This is a genomic window from uncultured Methanobrevibacter sp., from assembly GCF_946184425.1.
Taxonomy (GTDB): Archaea; Methanobacteriota; Methanobacteria; order Methanobacteriales; family Methanobacteriaceae; genus Methanocatella.
In genome coordinates, this window is the sequence record NZ_CAMHFP010000029.1 from 1 (window position 1) to 19971 (window position 19971).

General features: G+C 33.2%; 17 protein-coding genes and 1 tRNA gene. 14 read left to right on the plus strand and 4 right to left on the minus strand.

Annotated features, from left to right (window positions below):
* Window positions 1–98 precede the first annotated feature (98 nt).
* The 4 genes from Q0P94_RS07210 to Q0P94_RS07225 are packed head-to-tail and all read left to right on the plus strand — an operon-like array spanning window position 99 to window position 2490.
* Window positions 99–1142, plus strand: coding sequence for an NAD(P)-dependent glycerol-1-phosphate dehydrogenase (locus tag Q0P94_RS07210; RefSeq protein WP_295115182.1), 1044 nt, complete (start codon window positions 99–101; stop codon window positions 1140–1142).
* The gene (locus Q0P94_RS07215; RefSeq protein ID WP_295115184.1) at window positions 1143–1580 is read left to right on the plus strand and encodes a UPF0179 family protein; all 438 of its coding nucleotides are present in this window, start codon (window positions 1143–1145) and stop codon (window positions 1578–1580) included.
* Window positions 1580–2266, plus strand: coding sequence for a ribose-5-phosphate isomerase RpiA (rpiA, locus tag Q0P94_RS07220; protein WP_295115186.1), 687 nt, complete (start codon window positions 1580–1582; stop codon window positions 2264–2266). The genes Q0P94_RS07215 and rpiA overlap by 1 nt, the downstream gene beginning before the upstream one ends.
* A gap of 8 nt (window positions 2267–2274) precedes the next feature.
* Window positions 2275–2490, plus strand: coding sequence for a hypothetical protein (locus Q0P94_RS07225; protein ID WP_295115188.1), 216 nt, complete (start codon window positions 2275–2277; stop codon window positions 2488–2490).
* Window positions 2491–2532: 42 nt separating this feature from the next.
* Here the strand turns inward: Q0P94_RS07225 and Q0P94_RS07230 are convergent, their stop codons facing one another.
* Window positions 2533–5499: a right-handed parallel beta-helix repeat-containing protein gene (locus Q0P94_RS07230; RefSeq protein WP_295115190.1), complete on the minus strand. Its 2967-nt coding sequence runs from the start codon at window positions 5497–5499 to the stop codon at window positions 2533–2535.
* Window positions 5500–5777: 278 nt separating this feature from the next.
* Here Q0P94_RS07230 and Q0P94_RS07235 point away from each other — a divergent pair, with 278 nt between their 5' ends.
* A complete protein-coding gene (locus Q0P94_RS07235) occupies window positions 5778–7520 on the plus strand; it encodes a right-handed parallel beta-helix repeat-containing protein (RefSeq protein ID WP_295115192.1) in 1743 nt (580 codons plus the stop codon).
* Between the two features lie 56 nt (window positions 7521–7576).
* A complete protein-coding gene (locus tag Q0P94_RS07240) occupies window positions 7577–7978 on the plus strand; it encodes a secondary thiamine-phosphate synthase enzyme YjbQ (RefSeq protein WP_295115194.1) in 402 nt (133 codons plus the stop codon).
* A 158-nt stretch (window positions 7979–8136) separates the two neighbouring features.
* Here the strand turns inward: Q0P94_RS07240 and pheT are convergent, their stop codons facing one another.
* Both pheT and Q0P94_RS07250 read right to left on the minus strand, forming a co-directional pair.
* On the minus strand, window positions 8137–9795 hold the full coding sequence (pheT, locus tag Q0P94_RS07245; protein WP_295115196.1) for a phenylalanine--tRNA ligase subunit beta: 1659 nt from the start codon (window positions 9793–9795) through the stop codon (window positions 8137–8139).
* A 17-nt stretch (window positions 9796–9812) separates the two neighbouring features.
* A complete protein-coding gene (locus tag Q0P94_RS07250) occupies window positions 9813–10169 on the minus strand; it encodes a hypothetical protein (protein WP_295115198.1) in 357 nt (118 codons plus the stop codon).
* Window positions 10170–10419: 250 nt separating this feature from the next.
* Between Q0P94_RS07250 and Q0P94_RS07255 the strand changes: the two genes are divergently transcribed.
* Window positions 10420–13134 (plus strand): valine--tRNA ligase, encoded by a 2715-nt coding sequence (locus tag Q0P94_RS07255; protein WP_295115199.1) that lies wholly within the window; start codon window positions 10420–10422, stop codon window positions 13132–13134.
* Here Q0P94_RS07255 and Q0P94_RS07260 read toward each other — a convergent pair.
* On the minus strand, window positions 13127–13726 hold the full coding sequence (locus tag Q0P94_RS07260; protein WP_295115201.1) for a hypothetical protein: 600 nt from the start codon (window positions 13724–13726) through the stop codon (window positions 13127–13129). The two genes, Q0P94_RS07255 and Q0P94_RS07260, sit on opposite strands and share 8 nt — an antisense overlap.
* A gap of 514 nt (window positions 13727–14240) precedes the next feature.
* Between Q0P94_RS07260 and aroA the strand changes: the two genes are divergently transcribed.
* From aroA to cysS, 7 genes are all read left to right on the plus strand, one after another.
* A complete protein-coding gene (gene aroA, locus Q0P94_RS07265) occupies window positions 14241–15557 on the plus strand; it encodes a 3-phosphoshikimate 1-carboxyvinyltransferase (RefSeq protein ID WP_295115202.1) in 1317 nt (438 codons plus the stop codon).
* Window positions 15554–16186, plus strand: coding sequence for an endonuclease III (gene nth / locus Q0P94_RS07270; RefSeq protein ID WP_295115204.1), 633 nt, complete (start codon window positions 15554–15556; stop codon window positions 16184–16186). Before aroA ends, nth begins: the two co-directional genes overlap by 4 nt.
* 143 nt (window positions 16187–16329) lie before the next feature.
* A complete protein-coding gene (cysK, locus tag Q0P94_RS07275; RefSeq protein WP_295115206.1) occupies window positions 16330–17277 on the plus strand; it encodes a cysteine synthase A in 948 nt (315 codons plus the stop codon).
* A 61-nt stretch (window positions 17278–17338) separates the two neighbouring features.
* Window positions 17339–18043 carry a serine O-acetyltransferase gene (gene cysE, locus Q0P94_RS07280; protein ID WP_295115208.1) on the plus strand — a complete coding sequence of 235 codons (705 nt, stop codon included), beginning with the start codon at window positions 17339–17341 and terminating at the stop codon, window positions 18041–18043.
* An 11-nt stretch (window positions 18044–18054) separates the two neighbouring features.
* On the plus strand, window positions 18055–18429 hold the full coding sequence (locus Q0P94_RS07285) for a transcriptional regulator (protein WP_295115210.1): 375 nt from the start codon (window positions 18055–18057) through the stop codon (window positions 18427–18429).
* Between the two features lie 72 nt (window positions 18430–18501).
* Window positions 18502–18573, plus strand: a tRNA-Cys gene (locus tag Q0P94_RS07290).
* Between the two features lie 31 nt (window positions 18574–18604).
* Window positions 18605–19951 (plus strand): cysteine--tRNA ligase, encoded by a 1347-nt coding sequence (gene cysS, locus Q0P94_RS07295; protein ID WP_295115211.1) that lies wholly within the window; start codon window positions 18605–18607, stop codon window positions 19949–19951.
* Window positions 19952–19971 lie beyond the last annotated feature (20 nt).

Consider the following 19971-nt stretch of genomic DNA (forward strand, 5'->3'; position numbering starts at 1 on the left):
TCATTTCTTTTAAAAATTTTCCATTGCATCTCTAAAAGAAAGTTTTTTAAATTATTTTTTTAATATATATTAATGTATAATTTGTAATGGGAGATATTATGAGCAATAGGAAAATACAAATGCCCCGTGAAGTTTACATTGATCCTGGTATCATAAAAGATACTGGGGATATTTGTAAGTCTTTACATTTGGATAAGAAGATTTTAATTGTCACAGGTCATCATACTTATGATGTAGGTGCAAAACCTGTAATAGAAAGCCTTGAAAAACAGGATATTGAATGGGATGTTATCAGAGTTGATAAGGCAACCTATGATTCAATATCCGAAGTTGAAGAATTAATTACTCCGGACACTACCGTTTTAGGTATTGGGGGTGGGAAAGTAATTGATGTGGCTAAGCTATCTTCACATAACAAAGGTGTTTATTTCGTATCCATGCCGACAACTGCTTCACATGATGGCATTGTATCTCCCTTAGCTTCAATTAAAGACCCTAATACTTCCACATCCGCCAAGGCTCAGTCTCCAATAGCAGTGATTGCAGATACTGAAATCATAGCACAATCTCCATTCAGACTGTTATCTGCGGGTTGTGCTGATTTAATTGCTAATTTCACAGCTATCAAGGATTGGAAACTTGCTCATAGATTAAAACATGAAACATTTTCTGAATCTGCAGCTTCATTGTCCATAATGTCTGCACATTTGATTACTGATAATGTTTCAAATATCAAACCCAATCTGGAAGCCAGTGCTCGCATTGTTATGAAATCACTGTTCAGCGGAGGTATGGCAATTAGCATTGCAGGTTCATCAAGACCCGCCAGCGGATCCGAGCATTTATTCTCACATGCTCTGGATAAAATATTGGATAAGCCTGCGCTGCATGGTGAACAGTGCGGAATTGGAACAATCATGATGATGTATCTTCATGGTGGTGATTGGAGGGCTATAAGAGATTCTCTTAAGGAAGTTCAAGCGCCAACAACTGCTGCGGAATTAAACATTCCTGAGGAGGATATAATTGAAGCATTAATGATGGCTCACAATATCAGACCTGAAAGATATACTATTTTAGGAGATAATGGAATTTCAAAAGATGCAGCTTATGAACTGGCTTACAAAACAGAGGTGATTTAGATGATTACATTAATTGGTAAAGATTTGGCTAAAAAAGGTCAAGAATTTGTTTTTCTAGGTCCAGCTGATGAATGTGAAAATTGTAGATTTAAATCATCTTGTGTTGGAAACTTAGAATTAAACAGAAAATACGTTGTTGTTGATGTTAAAGATACAGAACAGAAATGCCCACTACATGCAGAAGGAACAGTTATCCCAGTTGAAGTCGATAGAGCAAAAATAGATTTGTTAACTGATTCAAAAAATATCTTTGAAGGATCAACTTTCACATTCAATGCTCCTAACTGTGATGAAAAATGTGATTTTCATGATTTTTGTTTCCCTGAAGGGTTAAAAGATAACGACAAATGTATAGTTCTGGAAAATAATGGGAAACATAGTGAAGAATGTAAGAAAGGTTATAAACTTAATAAACTTACTTTAGGATTTGTGGTATAATGAAAGATGCTAGCAGTAATGATTCTAGTAAAAAAAATGCAGGTTATAAAGCTGCTGAATATGTAAAGGATGGTATGGTTTTAGGTCTTGGAACCGGTTCAACAACTCACTACTTTATAGAAAAGGTAGGTATGAGAATTCGTGACGAAGGAATAAATGTTTTAGGCATACCAACTTCATTTCAGTCATTGTTAATTGCTAAAAAATGGAATATTCCAATAACAACATTGGAAGAGCATGACATTGATTTATCTGTTGACGGTGCAGATGAAGTGGACTGTGATTTTAATCTGATTAAAGGTGGGGGAGCAGCTCATACAAAAGAAAAAATAGTTGATTATGCGGCCGATGAGTTCATTGTCATTGTTGATGAATCAAAATGTGTTGAAAATTTAGGTGAGTTTCCGGTGCCTGTTGAAGTATTGCCTGATGCATCCCGTATGGTTATGCAGGCTTTGAAGGATATGGGTGCTGAACCAGAAATTAGGATGGCACAAAGAAAAGACGGTCCTGTAATAACTGACAATGGTAATTTTATCATTGATGCTAAATTTGATGAAATCGAATCACCTGCACACTTGGAAATAGATTTAAATTCAATTCCAGGCGTAGTGGAAAATGGAATATTTTCACAGATGGTTGATAAAGTCATTGTCGGAACAGAAAATGGAACTAAAGAATTGTAGGTGATTACATGCCTATGTTCGATATTCCAGACATAAAAGATGTGGTATATAAAATTGCTATTGTATTTGGTGTTGTAATAGTGATTTATGGCATTTTATGGCTTCTTGTTAATCTCGGTTTGATTCCAGCTATAATTGCGGCAGTATTTCCTCAGATAGTGTTGATAATTATCGGACTATTTATTATTTATACTGCAATTGACCACAGAAATAAATATTATTAATTATTTTTAAAAAAGAAAAATAAAAGAGATTAATTAATCTCTTTATCTTATTGATATTATTGATTTTACTATTTTTCCACTATAATATGTGTTTCCTGCAAATTTGACTATTGCTATGTTGTTACCTTTTTTAGTTAATTTGGTAATTTTGAATATGGCTATACCTTTAGAATTGGTAATTGCTTTGTATAATTTACCGTAAACTTTAATAGTAACTAATGATTTTGCAATAGCTTTGCCAGATTTTGTTTTTAATGTTACAGCATATGATTTAATTTTTGTTTTTGCATTAAAAGTCTTTTTATAAGCTGTTAATTTGCTGGATTCTTTAATAGATTTAATGGTTGCAATTTTGCTTGTTGCTTTAAATTCACTATCTCCTGCAAATTTAACGGTAGCTTTTAAGTTTCCTGCTTTTATTGCTTTTAAAGTAAAGGCGACTATTCCTTTAGCATTGGTTGTTGCTTTGTAGGTTTTACCATTAAACACGACAGTAACAGATTTTTTTGCTAAAAGATTGCCTGAAGCATCTTTTAGGGTTACATAATATTTGTAACCTGAAGCAATTGCTTTTACATAAACAGTTTTAGATAATGCTGTAATAGAGGTTGGAGTTAATGCCACATTGATTTTTGCAGTGGTATTTGAACTTTCAAGATAACTTTTAGCATTATAAATGAATGTTGCGGTGTTTGCACCGTCTTTTGCAGTAATTTCAAATGATGCAATACCCTTGGAATTGGTTTTAGCAGTATAATTTGCACCATTCAATGATAAAATAACATTTTCATTGTATAATGCATTTCCATTACCGTCAGTTAAGGTAACTTCTATGGAACCTTTTGTTGAAGTTAAGTTAATATCTTCTGCAATAAGTTTTGTGGTTGCATTGGTACTGTAAAGTCCGACTACATTATCAGCACTTTGGAATTTGGAATCTGCAAATGCAATGAATTCTCTAAATGTAGGTGGGAATGGGTAATATATTTGAGCTGCAGGATATTTATTGGTTCCGATGGTTACATTGTAGTATCCTCCACCAAGTAATATGTATAATCTTCCAGTTCCAATGGTGTTGTTGAAAATAGCCTCATTACCTGATCCATATGCTGTAATTGCACTAATTTTATAATTATTAATTGTGTTTTCATAAACTTTGTGTCCTTTTGAATGCATCAGATAAATTCCTTCTTTTGCACCGCTTACAGTGTTGTTGTAGATAACTACATTAGGACCTGTTCCGTGTCTTGCATCAATACCGTGGTTTACAGCATTTGTAATGGTATTGCTCATGATTGTGGTATTTGCTGAACCGAAGTTCATAATGCCTGTTGTGTATACATCATGAATATTATTATCAGCAACAAGACCGTTAGGTGAACTTCTTAAGAAAATACCCCAGGATGCACCAGTAATGTCTAAATTAATTGCTGAGAATTTTTTGCTGCTTTCAACGTGTAATCCTACAGTTTTATATTCTTCTGTACTGGTGGTTGCTTTGGTTGTATCGTAACCAGGGTATTGGGCAACAATATTTAAATCACTAATAACTGCTTCGGTTGTATTTACTACATATAAAACTGCATATTCGCCTATTGCATATCCTCCCGCTGATGTTTCGGTCCTGATTTTTGCAGGTACATTTGAAGCATTGATATTTGAGTAGCCGATTAATGTAGCATTGTTTCCGATAATTTTAATATTTTTATCAGCATAAATTGAAATGTCATTGAATATGGCATTTTTTTCAAAAGATAATGTGTCTCCATCAGCCATTGAATCAATTATGCTTTGGATTTCACTTCCAGTCATTCCATTTATTACATTGTAGGTAGTTCCGGTCGGGTTTACAATTGCGGAATAATCCGGATTTATTTTTACAGGTGTTGCTATTTCTGCTGAAGATGTGTAAGTAACATCATTTGAGGTACTGTCACTGTAAGTTCCAATCACTTTGTCTGCACTTTGGTAAGAGCTATCCGCTTGAGCTACATAGTATACGAATGTTGGTGGGAATGGCAAATTGTCCAAACTGAAACTATTTTCTTCAATATTGATGTCATAGTATCCACCACCAAGCAAAATACCAATTCTTGATTTTTTCATAGTGTTATTGGAAATGGTGATTTGACCTGATCCGTAACAGGTGATGGAACTGGTAGTACAATTTATTAAAGTGTTTCCAGTTGCAGTATGTCCTTTTGAATGCATCAGGTAAATTCCTTCTTTGGAACCTATTACGGTATTGTTTATAATTTGAACGTTAGGTCCGGTTCCGTGTCTTGCATCAATACCGTGGTTTTTAGCATTGGTTATTTTGTTATCAGCAATAAGAGTTCTTGCAGATCCAAAGTTTATTATACCAATTGCTTCCTGGTTTTTAACTGTGTTGCCGGTTATGGTTCCATCAGCACAGCTTTGCAAATAGATACCCCAGTATCCACCATCTATTGTTGACTGCTCAATGGTTAAATTATTTGCAGTATTTGCAAAAACTGCCGCTTGTCCGTATGTAGTATTTTGTCCGACAATGGTCAATCCTTTGATTGCAACATTGGTTGTATTGATAATGTATAATGTTGCATAATTTCCGATTCCGTATCCTCCGGATTGGGTTTTATTGGTTACTTTTTCAGGAGTGCTATTATTATTTGGATTTTCATATCCGATTAATGTTGCTCCATTACCGTTGATTGTAATACTTTTGTCTACATATATACAAATGTCATTGTATGTTCCTTCTTCGAAGTTTAAAGTATCTCCATCGCTCATATTATTGATAGTATTTTGTATTGTTTCACTATCTGCATTTGATTTAATATCGTAGTTAGAAGATAACTTCGAATCTTCTGTACTTTGAATTATGTCACTCACATCAGAGCTTTCCTGTAATTCTAATTCGTCAGTTGTAGCAGTTATATCGGAATTATCTTCCGCAAATGCTACTGATGAACTTAAAATAATGGCGAAAACTAATAATGTTGTTATAAGCAATTTATTTTTGTTCATATAATCATCTTTTCTTAATTTTTTCACATCTGCTTATGATTTTCTATCGATAAGCAATAGTTTATAGTTTGTATTTTTTATTATTTAAATTAATTTTATATAACACTGTTAATCTTATTAAAACATAGTTATAACAATTATATTATCTTTTTAGTAAATTTAAAAAACTTTATATTTGTTAAATTTAAATATAATAATTATTAATCAATAATAAATTTAATTCAATTCGTTAAATTTTTTTAATTTTATTTGATTAATCTGTAAATTGAGGGTTAAATATGAATAAAAAAGTTTTTATTATTTTTTTCATATGTATCATAAGTTTATTTTTAGTTTCATCGGTAAATGCTACTAAAAACTTCAATAATAATCTAACTTCACAAGGTAACTTTCATAAGATTACAAATGAATCTACTAATGATGATATTCAATTGCTTTTCGATAATGCAAACGATGGAGATACATTTGAATTTACATCAAAAAAGTATAATAATATCTCTTTAGTTGTTGATAAGAAATTGAATATCGTATCTAAAGTTGGTAGTGTTGTGAATGTTTTAGGTACTGTAAGCACTACTGCCCAAAAATTTGAAATAGACAAAACCTTCGGATTTTACTTCACACAAAATAGTGGCGGAAGTATTTTATCAGGAATAACTATAATATCAGGTTCAGGTGACTATGGAGTCATTGTTGATTCCTCTGACAATGTTATAATCAAAAATAATGTTGTTATAGGGGGTCAAAAGGCAGGAATGTTGATTAAAAATTCTGATCATGTAACTGTAAGCTTTAATTCAATTTCTAAGTCAAATGGTGATGGGCTTCAGCTTCATGATGTAGGTTTCAGTAACATTAAAAATAATACTATATCTTATAATAAGAGGTCTGGAATTGAAACTTCAAACATTAACAATAATAGTATCTTTTTCAATGTTATTCATCATAATGTTTTAAATGGAATTACACTGCAGGGCAGGTCTTATGGAAATTTGATAAAACATAATGATGCTTATGAAAACCTCAACGGAATATTCATTAATTCCACTTCAAGTTATGATGTTATCAATGCAAATTCATTTACAAGCAATCGCAAAAATCCATCAATAAAGGAAACTGGTGGAGTTTATGAAACCGGAAACGGTCTTTTGTTCGGTTCAGGATTTAAAACTTTAAAAGAAAATACTCCTGGACGACTTGAAGTTAGGTATAATGTTTTAGCACATAATGAGATGTATCAGGCTAAAAACAATCCTGACTTGCCGGTTTTCAAGTTGGGTGATAATTGGTTTGATTCAACTGATGATTCAGATACATTTGTCTGCCCTATGCTTCTTGCTGGTATTATGAAAATGGGGACAATATCTGTTAAAAATGGTATTGGTCTTCAGATGTATGATACTAAAGGCAAGGCGGTAAAGGAATTTGGAACATTTGACACTAAAGTGAAGGTTAATGGAAATCAGTATACTGCCAAGTTCGTAAATGGTAAAGCAATAATTGAAGCAAACTTGGATCCTGACAAAGAATATGACATTGAAGTGATGATTGGAGGAAAACCTATAAAATATAAATATAAAGTCGCATCAGGTGAAAAGGATGACAGCAAAGACTCAAAAACATCTGATGCAACTGATGGGAATAGGGGATCTTCAGGTTCAAGTTCACAAATTTCAACTGATAATGCTGCTGGAGGAGTTGCCAAAGGTAACTCACAAAATGGGAATTCTAAAAGTGCACATTATTCAAACAATAAGAATTTAGGAGCCTTTGGAATGAATGCTTCAGGAAGCTATCAGGACTCTTCTGACAACGGTCAGAATTCCCAAACTAAGGGGGATATTAATTCCGGAGATGCTAGCAATGGTGAAGTATCTGAAGAAGGAAAAGCATATGAAATAGTTCCTCCAAGTAAAATATCTAATGAGGTTACTGACACTTCAGGTCTTGTTGTGTTGAGTATTGTCTCCATTATGGGAATGCTTGTATATGGATATTGGCGTAAAGAGGATTTTGAATAAATTTTTCCTTTTCTTTTTTTCTTATATTTATACTAGTTTTTAGAAAGTTATTATCAATGATTACTAAAAAATCCTTAAAAATCAGCACGGCTAAAAACTTTGAAATTCATGATATAACATCTCAAATTAATGATTTAATTGACATTAACGATGGAATCATCTCTATTTTTTCAAAACATTTTCCTTCCGCTATTGTTGTCAATGAAAATGAATCCGGATTGTTGAATGATTTGGAATTCATGTTGGATAATTTAGTTTCGGATAAATTTAGCTATCGGCATGATAGAATTGACAATAATGCAAAGTCACACCTTAAATCATTTCTGCTTTCATCAAGTGAAACTTTGCCAGTTAAAGATGGAAGGCTTGATTTGGGTACTTGGCAATCAGTTTTTTTCATAGAATTAGATGGGCCAAGAAGCGGAAGAACAATAACCTTGACAATGGTTGGTGAATAATTGAAAAAATGGACAATAATTTTAATAATTGTGATAATACTTTTGCTTATTTTTATAGCAATTTTCAGCAATTATGATGCCGCGCCAGTTGCAAACAATTACTCTGAAATGGAAATACAAATGAGAAAATTGTGGTATTAAAAAAATAAGTTGGGAATTCATTTGTTAATGAATTCAATTTCAAAAGCAATTACAGGATATTCCAATGTAAAATTAGTTATAACTTCCGGAGATACTTCTCCAAAGAATCCTTCAATTTTACCTTTTTCAGCTTCACCTGTAACATCAGCTACTCTGCCTTCAATGAATGTTTTATTCTCGCTGTCGCTTATCTCCATTGTATATCCCAAATTGGTTAAAACATTAGTCATCACAGATTTTATTTCGGTAAAGTTGGCTGTTGAATGACAGATTAAAGCGGCCAGTTTTTTTGAAGATCTGGTTTTGTTTTCTTTTGAATCGTCTAGGTATAATACATCACCGATTTCAAATATTTTTTGAGGCAAGTCTTCATGCTTGTTGTCTTCTAAAAATTCCATCAGGCTGTTAATTAAACTGGTTCTAATCATTGTTCTGTCAATTGTAATAGGTCTTGCAACTTGCACATGGTCTTCTTCAGGCTGGTTCATTTTTTCGTAATGTGCTCCTTCATTGGTAAGCATTAAACTCATTACTTCCTGAAATCCAAGTCCCACCATTACATCACGGATAGTGCTTTCTGCCTTAAACCAATCGTTTTCATAAGCAACAGTATTTATTTCTGGCAATTTTGCCTCAACTGAGTTGATATGGTATTGCACTGCGATATTTTCAACAACGTCAACTTCATGCAAAATGTCAACCCTATAAGCAGGAATAATGGCATTGACTTCGTTTTCATTAATTATTTCAGCATCAAAACGTGCTTTCAACAATAATTCCTTAATGTCTTCAGCAGTAAGTTCGGTTCCACCAATAAGCTCATTGGCAGTATCAACATGAACAAGTTGTTCTTGAGGAGTTAAATCAGGAGTTTTGATAGTTTTATCAGTGTATTTCACTTCCATGGTTCTGATTTGACCTCCAACTTCTGCAAATGAACAGCAGATAATATTTAATGCTTGATTAACAGCTCTCTCATCAGTTCCGGTTACATCAACAATAATATTTTTTGTATCCTCTTTGATTTTAGTTAACTCACCGTTGATGATAGGTGGCATAGACAAAACATTATCGTCTTTATCAAGAATTAATGGATATTTATCAAAGTCTTGGATTAAATGAGCATAGTCAACTCCTTTTTCATGTTCGGTCAATATTTCATCAGGAGTCATTTCTGTATCTTTTTCTAAAGGAACAAATGCATTTGCATCTTTTGGTGTTGCAATATATTTGAATGGAGCGTTAACGACATCTGCATTGTGAATACCAATAGCAACTTTTTTTCTGTCCCTTCCGATTACCCAGTGAAGGTTTTCCTGGAAATCCATAATATATTTGAGTTTATCGCCAGTAAAATCGACATTGTCAATTTTAGCAAATCCTATGAATGGTCTGATTTTTGCAACATCGCTGTCCACTTCAACATATTCTCCGGAATTTTCAACATTATAATCTGGAAAACCAATTTCTTGGCCAATAAATCCTTTAAAAGATCTAGCAACACCTTCAACAGACAAGTTGTCCGGTCTGTTAGGGAAGAACTCCACTTTTATTTCTTCATCATCGAAGTCTTCAATATCACTAGACATCATTGGCAATGTGTCTATTAATTCGTCTTTTTCCATATCGATTCCTAAATCTTTTAAATCCTGATATTTAAATGTAATAACTGGCATTTAATAACTCCATATTTTTATAATCCAAACAGTAAAATGAAAAATAGAGATTCAATTACGAAATGTAATGCTCTATGTTCTAATTCACCCATATTGCGTATGAATACGGTGTGTGAAACATCAATTACAAAATGAATTAGGGCTGCTAAAATTCCTACAATTGGATTTAGGAAAACTATTGAAAGGACAATAAAGTGAAATCCCGCTTCCATTGTTTCATGAACTAACCAGGTCTGCCAAGTGGTTTTGGTAGTTTGCTGGATTAAACCGCCTAATAAAATGTAGAAATTATTCAAAACCTTCCACATAATTTGTGTGTGCAATACATCACTTATAGCCAATACAATTGCAACGTAAAACCATAATAAGTTCATTTTTACACAGTCCTTTTTTTATTGATAATATTATTAATATGGTTTTTGTATATAATATATTTATCTATTCTTTTTAGAATTTTCAGACTTGGACGAAAATCTAAAGAAAAATTAGAAAAAATACATTAAATAATTATTTTCATCAGTTAATTTTTAAACTTATTCTTTTTTATCTTTCAATTACTTTTTTAAATAAGAAAAAATATATCTAATAATATTATTTTTATCTATACTTATTAGGAGAAAATATATGTCAAATGAAGAAATTCCTAAAGACTATGATTTTAAAAAAGAAAAAGTATGGGAGAAAAAATGGGAAGATGAAGACATCTACAAATACATTGGAGATGGATCTCGTCCTAGATATATAATAGATACTCCCCCACCATACCCAACAGGTTCAATCCACTTAGGACATGTTCTAAATTGGGTTTATATTGATATGAATGCAAGATACCGAAGGCAAAAAGGCCATGATGTGCTGTTTACTCAAGGATGGGACTGCCATGGTCTTCCAACTGAAGTAAAAGTTGAAGAAACTCACAACATCAGTAAAAATGATGTTTCAAGAGCACAATTCAGACAGTACTGTATTGATTTGACTACTGATAACATTGCTAAAATGAAATCACAGATGAGAGCAATGGGATATTCCCAGGACTGGACTCGTGAGTTTGTAACAATGACTCCAGAGTACATGAGAAAAACCCAATACTCATTTTTAAAAATGTATGAAGAGGGATTAATTTATCAGGGAATACACCCTGTTAACTGGTGTCCACGTTGTCAAACAGCTATTGCATTTGCAGAAGTGGAATACAGTGACAATACAACTTTCCTAAACTATGTCAATTTCCCTCCTGCAGTCGATGACTCTTATGAGGATATTGCATCTTCTCAAAAATCCGGCAAACAGGCTAATCCTAAAGATGAAGGTATTCTGATTGCTACCACTCGTCCGGAGCTCATGTCTGCTTGTGTGGCTGTAGTAATTCATCCTGAAGATGAAAGATACACTCACCTTTTAGGCAAATATGTTGAAGTGCCTCTATCACATCAGAAAGTAAAAATCATTGCAGATGAAGAGGTTGATCCTGAATTCGGTACAGGTGCAGTAATGATTTGTACCTTTGGGGATAAGACCGACGTAAGCTGGGTTCAAAAATATGACCTTGAAATAATAAATGCAATCGATGAAACAGGTACATTAACATCTGCTGCTGGAAGATATGAAGGAATGGACTTGCAGACATGTAAAAAACAGACTATCCAAGACTTGGACAGTGAAGGATACCTGTTAAAACAGGAGGAAGTTGACCAGAATGTAGGTCAATGCTGGAGATGTAAAACTCCTATTGAAATTCTTGTCAAAAAGCAATGGTTTGTAGCTGTTAGGGATTTAATTGAAAAGACCAAAGTGGCTGCAGATGAAATGAACTGGGTGCCTGAACACATGAAATCCCGTATGGTCAATTGGGCAGATTCCATGGAATGGGACTGGTGTATTTCAAGACAGAGAATATTTGCAACTCCAATTCCAGTATGGTACTGTAAAGACTGCGGTAAAGTAATTTTACCTGATCCTGAAGATTTACCAATTGATCCGACTGTGGATAAACCTAAACATGCATGTGAATGTGGCTGTGAAGAGTTCATAGGAGAAGAGGACGTTTTGGACACTTGGATGGATTCATCAATTTCACCTTTATCAATTGCCGGATGGCCTGATGAAGATTATATAAATCATTTCCCATCAAATATCCGTCCGCAAGGACATGATATCATCCGTACATGGGCATTCTACACAACATTAAGGTGTTTAGCTCTAACTGACCAAAAACCATTTGATGATATTGTTATCAATGGTATGGTATTCGGTGAGGATGGAAACAAAATGAGTAAATCAAGACCTGAGTTTGTAGTTGGTCCTGAAGAGGTAATTGAAAAATACGGTGCAGACCCACTAAGAACATGGGCTGCAAATAGCGTTCCGGGATCTGATGTAATATTTGATTGGAAAGACATTAAACATGGATTCAGATTCCTTAGAAAATTCTGGAATGCATTCAGATTCATTAGTATGCAGATTTTTGATGAAGAAGTTTCTTACGAGGATGTCAAGGATAATCTTGGCCCAATAGACTTGTGGATATTGTCAAAATTAAATAATTTGAATAAGACTGTTGATAATGCATTTGCCGAATACAACTTTGCTGAGACAATCACATCAATTGAAAGATTCTTCTGGCATGATTTCTGTGATGAATACATTGAAGCGGTAAAATACAGATTATACACTGATGTTTCAGATGAATCAAGAAGGGCGGCAAAATACACATTAAGAAATGTTGTTGAAACTTCTTTAAAACTGCTTGCTCCTATAGCACCATTCTTCACTGAAGAGGTTTATCAGTACTTCTCAGACGAATCAATCCATACAACATTATGGCCTGAAGTATATGATGAGTTAATCAATGAAGATATGGAAAATAAAGGTGAAACTACTGTAGAATTGATTGATGAAGTAAGAAGATTCAAATCATCTGCAAAAATACCATTGAATGCAGAACTTGCTGAAGTTAATGTATACACTTCAGATGACAATCTGGTTGATGTGTTCAATCAATTTGATGATGATATTAAAGGAACTTTAAAGATTAAGAATCTGGAAATCAGTTCCGGAAAACCTGAAGTTCATGAAAAAATTATTGAAGTAGAACCTGATATGTCTCAAATAGGACCAAAATTCAAAGGGGATGCAGGTAAAATTATCGGTTATTTAAAATCAACTGATATTGATGAAATCAGCGAGGTATTGGAAGAAAATCATGAGCTGACAATTGGTGATATTGTAGTCGGCGAAGACATGTTAAACATCAAAAAAGAGATTGTTGGAGCATCTGGGAAAAAAGTGGATATCCTTCAGTCTGAAAACTTGGATATGATTGTGGAAGTAATTAGATAATTACTTTCCCATTAACTTTTTTTAATATTAAAGCTATTGCATATGTTATTGCTAAAATAAGAATTGTCCATATTATTGAATGTATAACTGGCTGTTTGTAAACCAGTAAAAATGGATAAGGACCTTCAACTATTTTTAAAACATTTAAAGTTATCATAATTATAGCATAAATTATTGTAAAGTACAATCCTTGAGTTGCATTTATTCCATCATATTTTTCAAGAAAAGCAATTGATAAAATTGCTAAAATAGGACATAGTGTGTGATGGTATAACATTGACCCTCCGAATAGAAGTTTATATAATCCCCATTCGGTTGTCCAGGACAGTACGGTTAAAACAATTACCAATGTGAGTGTTGTTGAAACAATTGATATGAATCTAAAGGATTTCAGCCAGGATGGAATTTCTTTTCCTGACGATAGATATGCCAAAAGAATTATGGATGATATTAACAAAAGCAAATTGCTGTCTTCAGTATAATATTCAATTGATTGAATGCCTAACTCTTTAAAAACTAATATAAATCCAATTATCTCTAGGATAATTATTGTTAAATTCATTATTATTAAGATATTTTTAGAATTCATCATGGTTCCACTATATTTTTCGCATTCAAAACAATCTTTATTTCACTCTAAATCTTTTTATATTATTGTAAATATTGTTATTGTCATTTAAAAGTATTTATATTAGTTATAACTTAAATTAATAGTGGAGATGAGAATTTAATATTTTTAAATATATTTTAAGGATTTGTCTTTAGTGTGGATTAAGATGTTTGATACTATTTTTTTTAAATCCCTAAAATTTTAGAGGCTCGTTTTCTCATCTCCTTTTAACATAATCTTTTGATTTTAATTTAAATTACTTAGATAAATGATTTTGCTTCATTTTAACAAAATTAGATTACTGAATTTTACAAAATCATATAACTTTTGCCTTTTGCATAATTAATAGACTGTATGTTCTGCAATTTATAAATGTATTTTGTTTAATTTCTTAGAATTTTTTATATCTGCCACTACGCAAGTCCTGCCTGAAGTTTGTCAAATTCTTTTATAGGTAAGTATTTATTGAATTTAATTTAAAAATATTAATGATACAATGATTCTTAAGGTAAAAAATATTTCGGAAATTGGAGGGGTTGTAAAAGCACCTCCTTCCAAAAGCTACTCTCACAGAGCAATAATCTTAGCGTCTCTTGCAAAAGGAACGTCAAGACTTTATGATATGTTATACTCAGAAGATACTTTGGCTTCAATCAGAGTATGCGAAGCTTTAGGTGCACGATTAACAAAAAACGAGGAATATCTTGAAGTGTGTGGAACTGGTGGAAAATTGCACAATTCATATGGTGGCCCTATTGATTTGGCAAATTCCGGAACTACCTTAAGATTAATGACTTCTGTATCCGCCTTAAGTGACAATGAAGTAATTTTGACAGGTGACGGGTCATTGCAAACTCGCCCAATGGGATTGCTGATGGATGCTTTATGGCCATTGGGGGTTGAATCTGAATCTTTAAATGACAATGATAAGGCACCAATATTAATTAAACCAGGTTATCATGGTGGTGAAACAAATATTAGAGGTAACGTAAGTTCACAGTTCATATCTTCCATCATTATTTCTTCACCTTTGTCTGAAAAGGGTGTTACATTGTATGTGTTGCCTGAATTTAAATCAAAGCCTTATGTCAATATGACTTTAGATATTATGAGAAAATTTGGAGTTAAGGTATTGAGAGGTTATTATTTGAAACATGAAACATGTGACAAGGAACATCAGAGTTGCAGGATTGATGAATTTAAAGTTAATGCACAGAATTATGTCTCTTGTGATTATACTGTTGAAGGGGACTACTCTTCAGCATCCTATCTTTTGGCATTGATAGCTATTAATGGTGGGAAAGCCAAAATCAAAAATCTATTTAGGGATTCAAAACAAGGAGATAAATATATTCTTGATATTCTTCAAAAAATGGGTGCAACAGTAATTCGAGGTGAGGATTATGTGGAAATTGCATCAAATGGTGATTTAAAAGCTATTGATGTTGATTTATCTAATGCCCCTGATTTATTAATAACTGTTGCAGTATTGGCAGCGATGGCTGAAGGAACCACCAATATTTCAGGTGTTGCTCATGCAAGGGTAAAGGAAACTGATAGAATTGATACCACCTGTAGGGAACTTGAAAAATTAGGATGTAAACTGACTGAAAGAGAAGATGGGATGAGCATCATAGGTGGGGTAAAATCTGGTGTTGTAGACTCACATGGAGACCACAGACTCGCAATGGCATTCAGTTTAATCGGCCTTAAACATGATATAGAAATAACAAATGGGGAAGTCTTTGATGTTTCATTTCCTAATTTCATTGAAAGCATGGCAGAGCTTGGATTTGAATTGGAGCTGATATGATGAATAAAGCTGAAAGGGTTATCGAACTTATCAATCAATTGGAAAATACTTTTGAGATTAGGACATTTCTTGACCATGATCCATATAAGGTATTGGTTAGAACAATTTTATCTCAAAGGACAAGGGATGAAAACACAGACCAGGCTACCGAAAACCTGTTTGATAAATATCCCGATATTTATGCGGTGGTTGATGCTCCAATTGATGATGTCAAAGAGTTGATTAAGTCTGCTGGATTTTACAATGTTAAAGCTGCAAGGATTCAGGAAGTTTCACGAATTTTAATAGACCAGTATGGTGGTGAAGTTCCTGACACTGTTGATGAGCTTGTCAAGTTGCCGGGTGTTGGTCGTAAGACTGCAAATTGTGTAATGGTTTTTGCCTTTGAGCTTCCTGCGATTCCTGTTGATACTCATGTTCACAGAATTTCAAATAGGCTCGGACTGGTGAATACAAAAGATCCTGAGGATACTGAAGTTGAACTTTGCAAAATCGCTCCAAAGGATTTATGGATTAAATTGAATGATTTGATGGTTCAATTTGGTCAAAATATATGCAAACCTATGTCTCCTCAATGTGAAATTTGTCCATGCACTGAGATTTGTGATTATTTCAGTGATAATATTTAATATTCTATCGCTTTTTTCCAAAACATTTATAAACTAAAACAATGTTATATAACAATAGTTATTATAACAAATGTTATATTAACTTTAATGATAACCCTTTTAATATACCATTAAAAACAAATTAAATATAAGGAGAAAAAATTATGGTTAACGTTCCAGAATTAACAAGAGGAATACTTGATAGTGTAGTCGATGCAATTGGAAACACTCCAATTGTAAGATTAAATAATTTAACAAAAGATTTAAACGCAGAAGTAGATGTAAAAATCGAATCATTCAACCCAACTGGTAGTGTAAAAGACAGGGTTGCTGTTGCAATGATTGAAGATGCAGAAGATAAGGGTTTGATAAGCGAAGGTGCTACAATTATTGAACCGACTAGTGGAAACACTGGTATTGGTCTTGGTTTTGCTGCAGCTGCAAAAGGTTATAACCTTATTTTAACCATGCCTGAAACCATGTCTATTGAAAGAAGAAAAATGTTGGCGGTCTTTGGAGCTGAAATTGTATTGACTCCAGGTTCAGAAGGAATGGGTGGAGCTATTGCAAAAGCGAAAGAACTAAACGAAAATACTCCTAATTCAATTATTTTAGGCCAATTTGACAATCCTGCAAATGTGGAAATTCATGCCAAAACTACTGCTCAGGAAATTTTAAGGGATACTGACGGTAATGTGGACATTGTTGTTGCAGGTGTAGGTACTGGTGGAACAATCACTGGAATTGGAAAAGTCTTGAAAGAAGCTGTTCCTGATGTCAAAATTGTTGCTGTAGAACCTAAAGACTCACAGACTTTAGCTAAAGGTGTTAAAGGACCTCACAAAATTCAAGGTATTGGTGCAGGTTTTGTACCGTCAATCTATGATTCAGATGTCATTGATGAAATCATTCCTGTTGAAAATGAGGATGCAGGTAAAACTTTACTTGCTCTTGCTGGAAAGGAAGGTATTTTTTCCGGTATTTCATCAGGAGCAGCAACTTGGGCTGCTTTGGATTTGGCTAAAAAAGAAGAAAATAAAGGTAAAAGAATTATCGCGATTTTACCGGACAATGGTGAAAGATATCTTTCTGTTGATTGGTTATTTGAATAAGAATAACTATTTATACTATATGTTATAATATTTTAATTATAGTAAATCATGAGGTTTATCAATGTTTAATAATTTAAGGGATGAAATCAAAGCTGTAAAAGAAAAAGACCCTGCGGCACGTTCTACGTTGGAAATTTTTCTTTGTTACCCAGGATTTTATGCATTATTAATGCATAGAGTTAGTCATTGGCTTTGGAATCATTCTTTAAAACTTTTAGCTCGTATGAATTCTAATTTAGCTCGTTTCATTACAGGTATTGAAATTCATCCTGGAGCTACATTTGGTAAACGTGTATTTATTGATCATGGTATGGGTGTTGTTGTTGGTGAAACAGCAATCGTTGGTGATGATGTATTGATTTATCAAGGAGTGATTCTTGGTGGTACAAGTACAGAAAAAACTAAAAGACATCCAACAATTGACAAAGGTGTAATCATAGGTGCCGGTGCTAAAGTTATGGGTAATATTACTATAGGGGAATATTCAAAAATTGGAACTGGGGCTGTTGTTCTTAAGGATGTTCCTTCTCATTCAACTTGTGTGGGCGTTCCAGGTCGTATTGTAAAGCGTAAAGGGGAAATCAAGAAAGTTGATCTTGATCACAATAAACTTCCAGACCCTGTTGCTGATGCAATTAGAACACTTGAAAAGCACCTTCAGAAAACCGACAAACATATTCAAATATTATATGATAAAAATGAAATTTGTATTGCGGATGATATTCGTGATGAACAAAAAGACTTAGAGGATTTGTTTAAAAAATAGAAGGGATTTTTATGAAACCGCCTTGTGAAATCGTAGTATGGTATGTAATACCTGCAATTAGGTCAGAATTGGCTAAAGAACTATTAAACTTAGGAATGAAGCAAAAGGATGTTTCTGAACTCATGGATATAACTCAACCTGCAGTATCACAGTATATCACAGACAAACGTGGGAGTGGAATCAAACTTGACGATAATGTCAGGAAAATGGTTCAGGACTTTGCAAAAGAGTTGTCTGAAGGTGAAGCTACCAAAGCAGATTTGATTTCCAGAACTTGTACAATATGCAAACACGTTAAAACATCTGATGTATTGGAGCAGCTTAACATTGATAAGTCTGAATTAAGTGATGACTGTCAATCTTGTATAGGTTCAGAAGCAGAATAGTAAAATATTGGAAAAAATAGTAAACTTTATAAACTATTAGCAACCAATATTTTATTATCCTATTATTTTTATGGCAAGTTTACCGAGTGGCTTAGGTGTGTGGCTGCAGACCATAATACGGGGGTTCAAATCCCTCACTTGCCTTTTATAATTACTTTTTTTGAGGTTATTTTTTATGGACGTCTATTCAACTTTAACTCGTAGTAAGGAGACTTTTGTAACTATTAATGAAAATAGAATTAACTTGTTTGTATGTGGTCCGACTGTTTATGATGATGCACATATTGGGCATGGAAGGACATACATTTCTTTCGATACAATAAAAAGATATCTGGAATATAAAGGATATGCAGTATTTTATATTCAAAACATTACTGACATTGATGATAAAATTATTAACCGTTCAAAAGAAAGCGGAATTCCAGCTCATGAATTAGCAAGAAAGTTCGAAAAAAGATACATTGAAGACATGCATAAATTAAATGTCGATGGTGTTAACCTTTTTGCAAGAGCAACTGATCATGTGCCTGAAATATTGGACCAGATTCAAAGATTAATTGATAAAGGTTTTGCATATGAAACTGAAGATGGGGTTTACTTTGAAATAGATAAATTCCCGGAATTTGGTAAATTGTCAAACAGAAATGTTGACGAATTGGAATCTCATAGGGACATTGCCGAGACCACTAAAAAAAATCCTCAGGACTTTGCTTTATGGAAAAAACGTGAAGGTGTTGATGAACCAACATGGCCTTCTCCATGGGGAGACGGAAGGCCTGGATGGCACATAGAAGATACTGCAATTACCGAATTCTACTTTGGTCCGCAATATGATGCTCATGGTGGCGGTCTTGATTTAATATTCCCTCATCACGAAGCAGAAATTACTCAAATGGAAGCTGTTAGTGGTAAAGCTCCGATGGTAAAATTCTGGTTACACACTGGATTTTTAAATGTAAATGGAGAAAAAATGTCAAAATCTTTAAATAACTTCATTACAATACGTGAATTACTTAAAGATTGGGATGCAGAAACATTCAGATTTTTTGTGTTATCTACCCATTACAGAAGTCCGATAGACTTTTCTAAAGATTCCCTTCATCAATCTGATAAAAGTTTAGACAGAATTAGAAAATATTATGAACTTCTAGATGTTGAAGTTGATGATAATAATTATGAATGTGATGTATTGTTGCCACACAAAGAAGAATTCTTTAGTAGTATGGATGAAGACTTTAACACTCCAAAAGCTATTGCTGCAATATTTGGATTAATTAATGACACTAAAAATGATTTAGGTGATTATTCCGATGAAGATAAAAAAGCTATAAAATCATTTTTAGATGATGTTGCTCATATTTTGGGAGTTAGTTTTGAAGTTCAAGATGTTGATGCTGGTTCTGATGATTTACTTAATTTGATTTCAGAAGTAAGATCTGAACTAAGGGCTAACAAACAATATGAATTATCTGATAAGATTCGTGATGGTCTACAGTCATTAGGTTATGAAATTAATGATTAGGAGATTTATTTTTCTCTTTT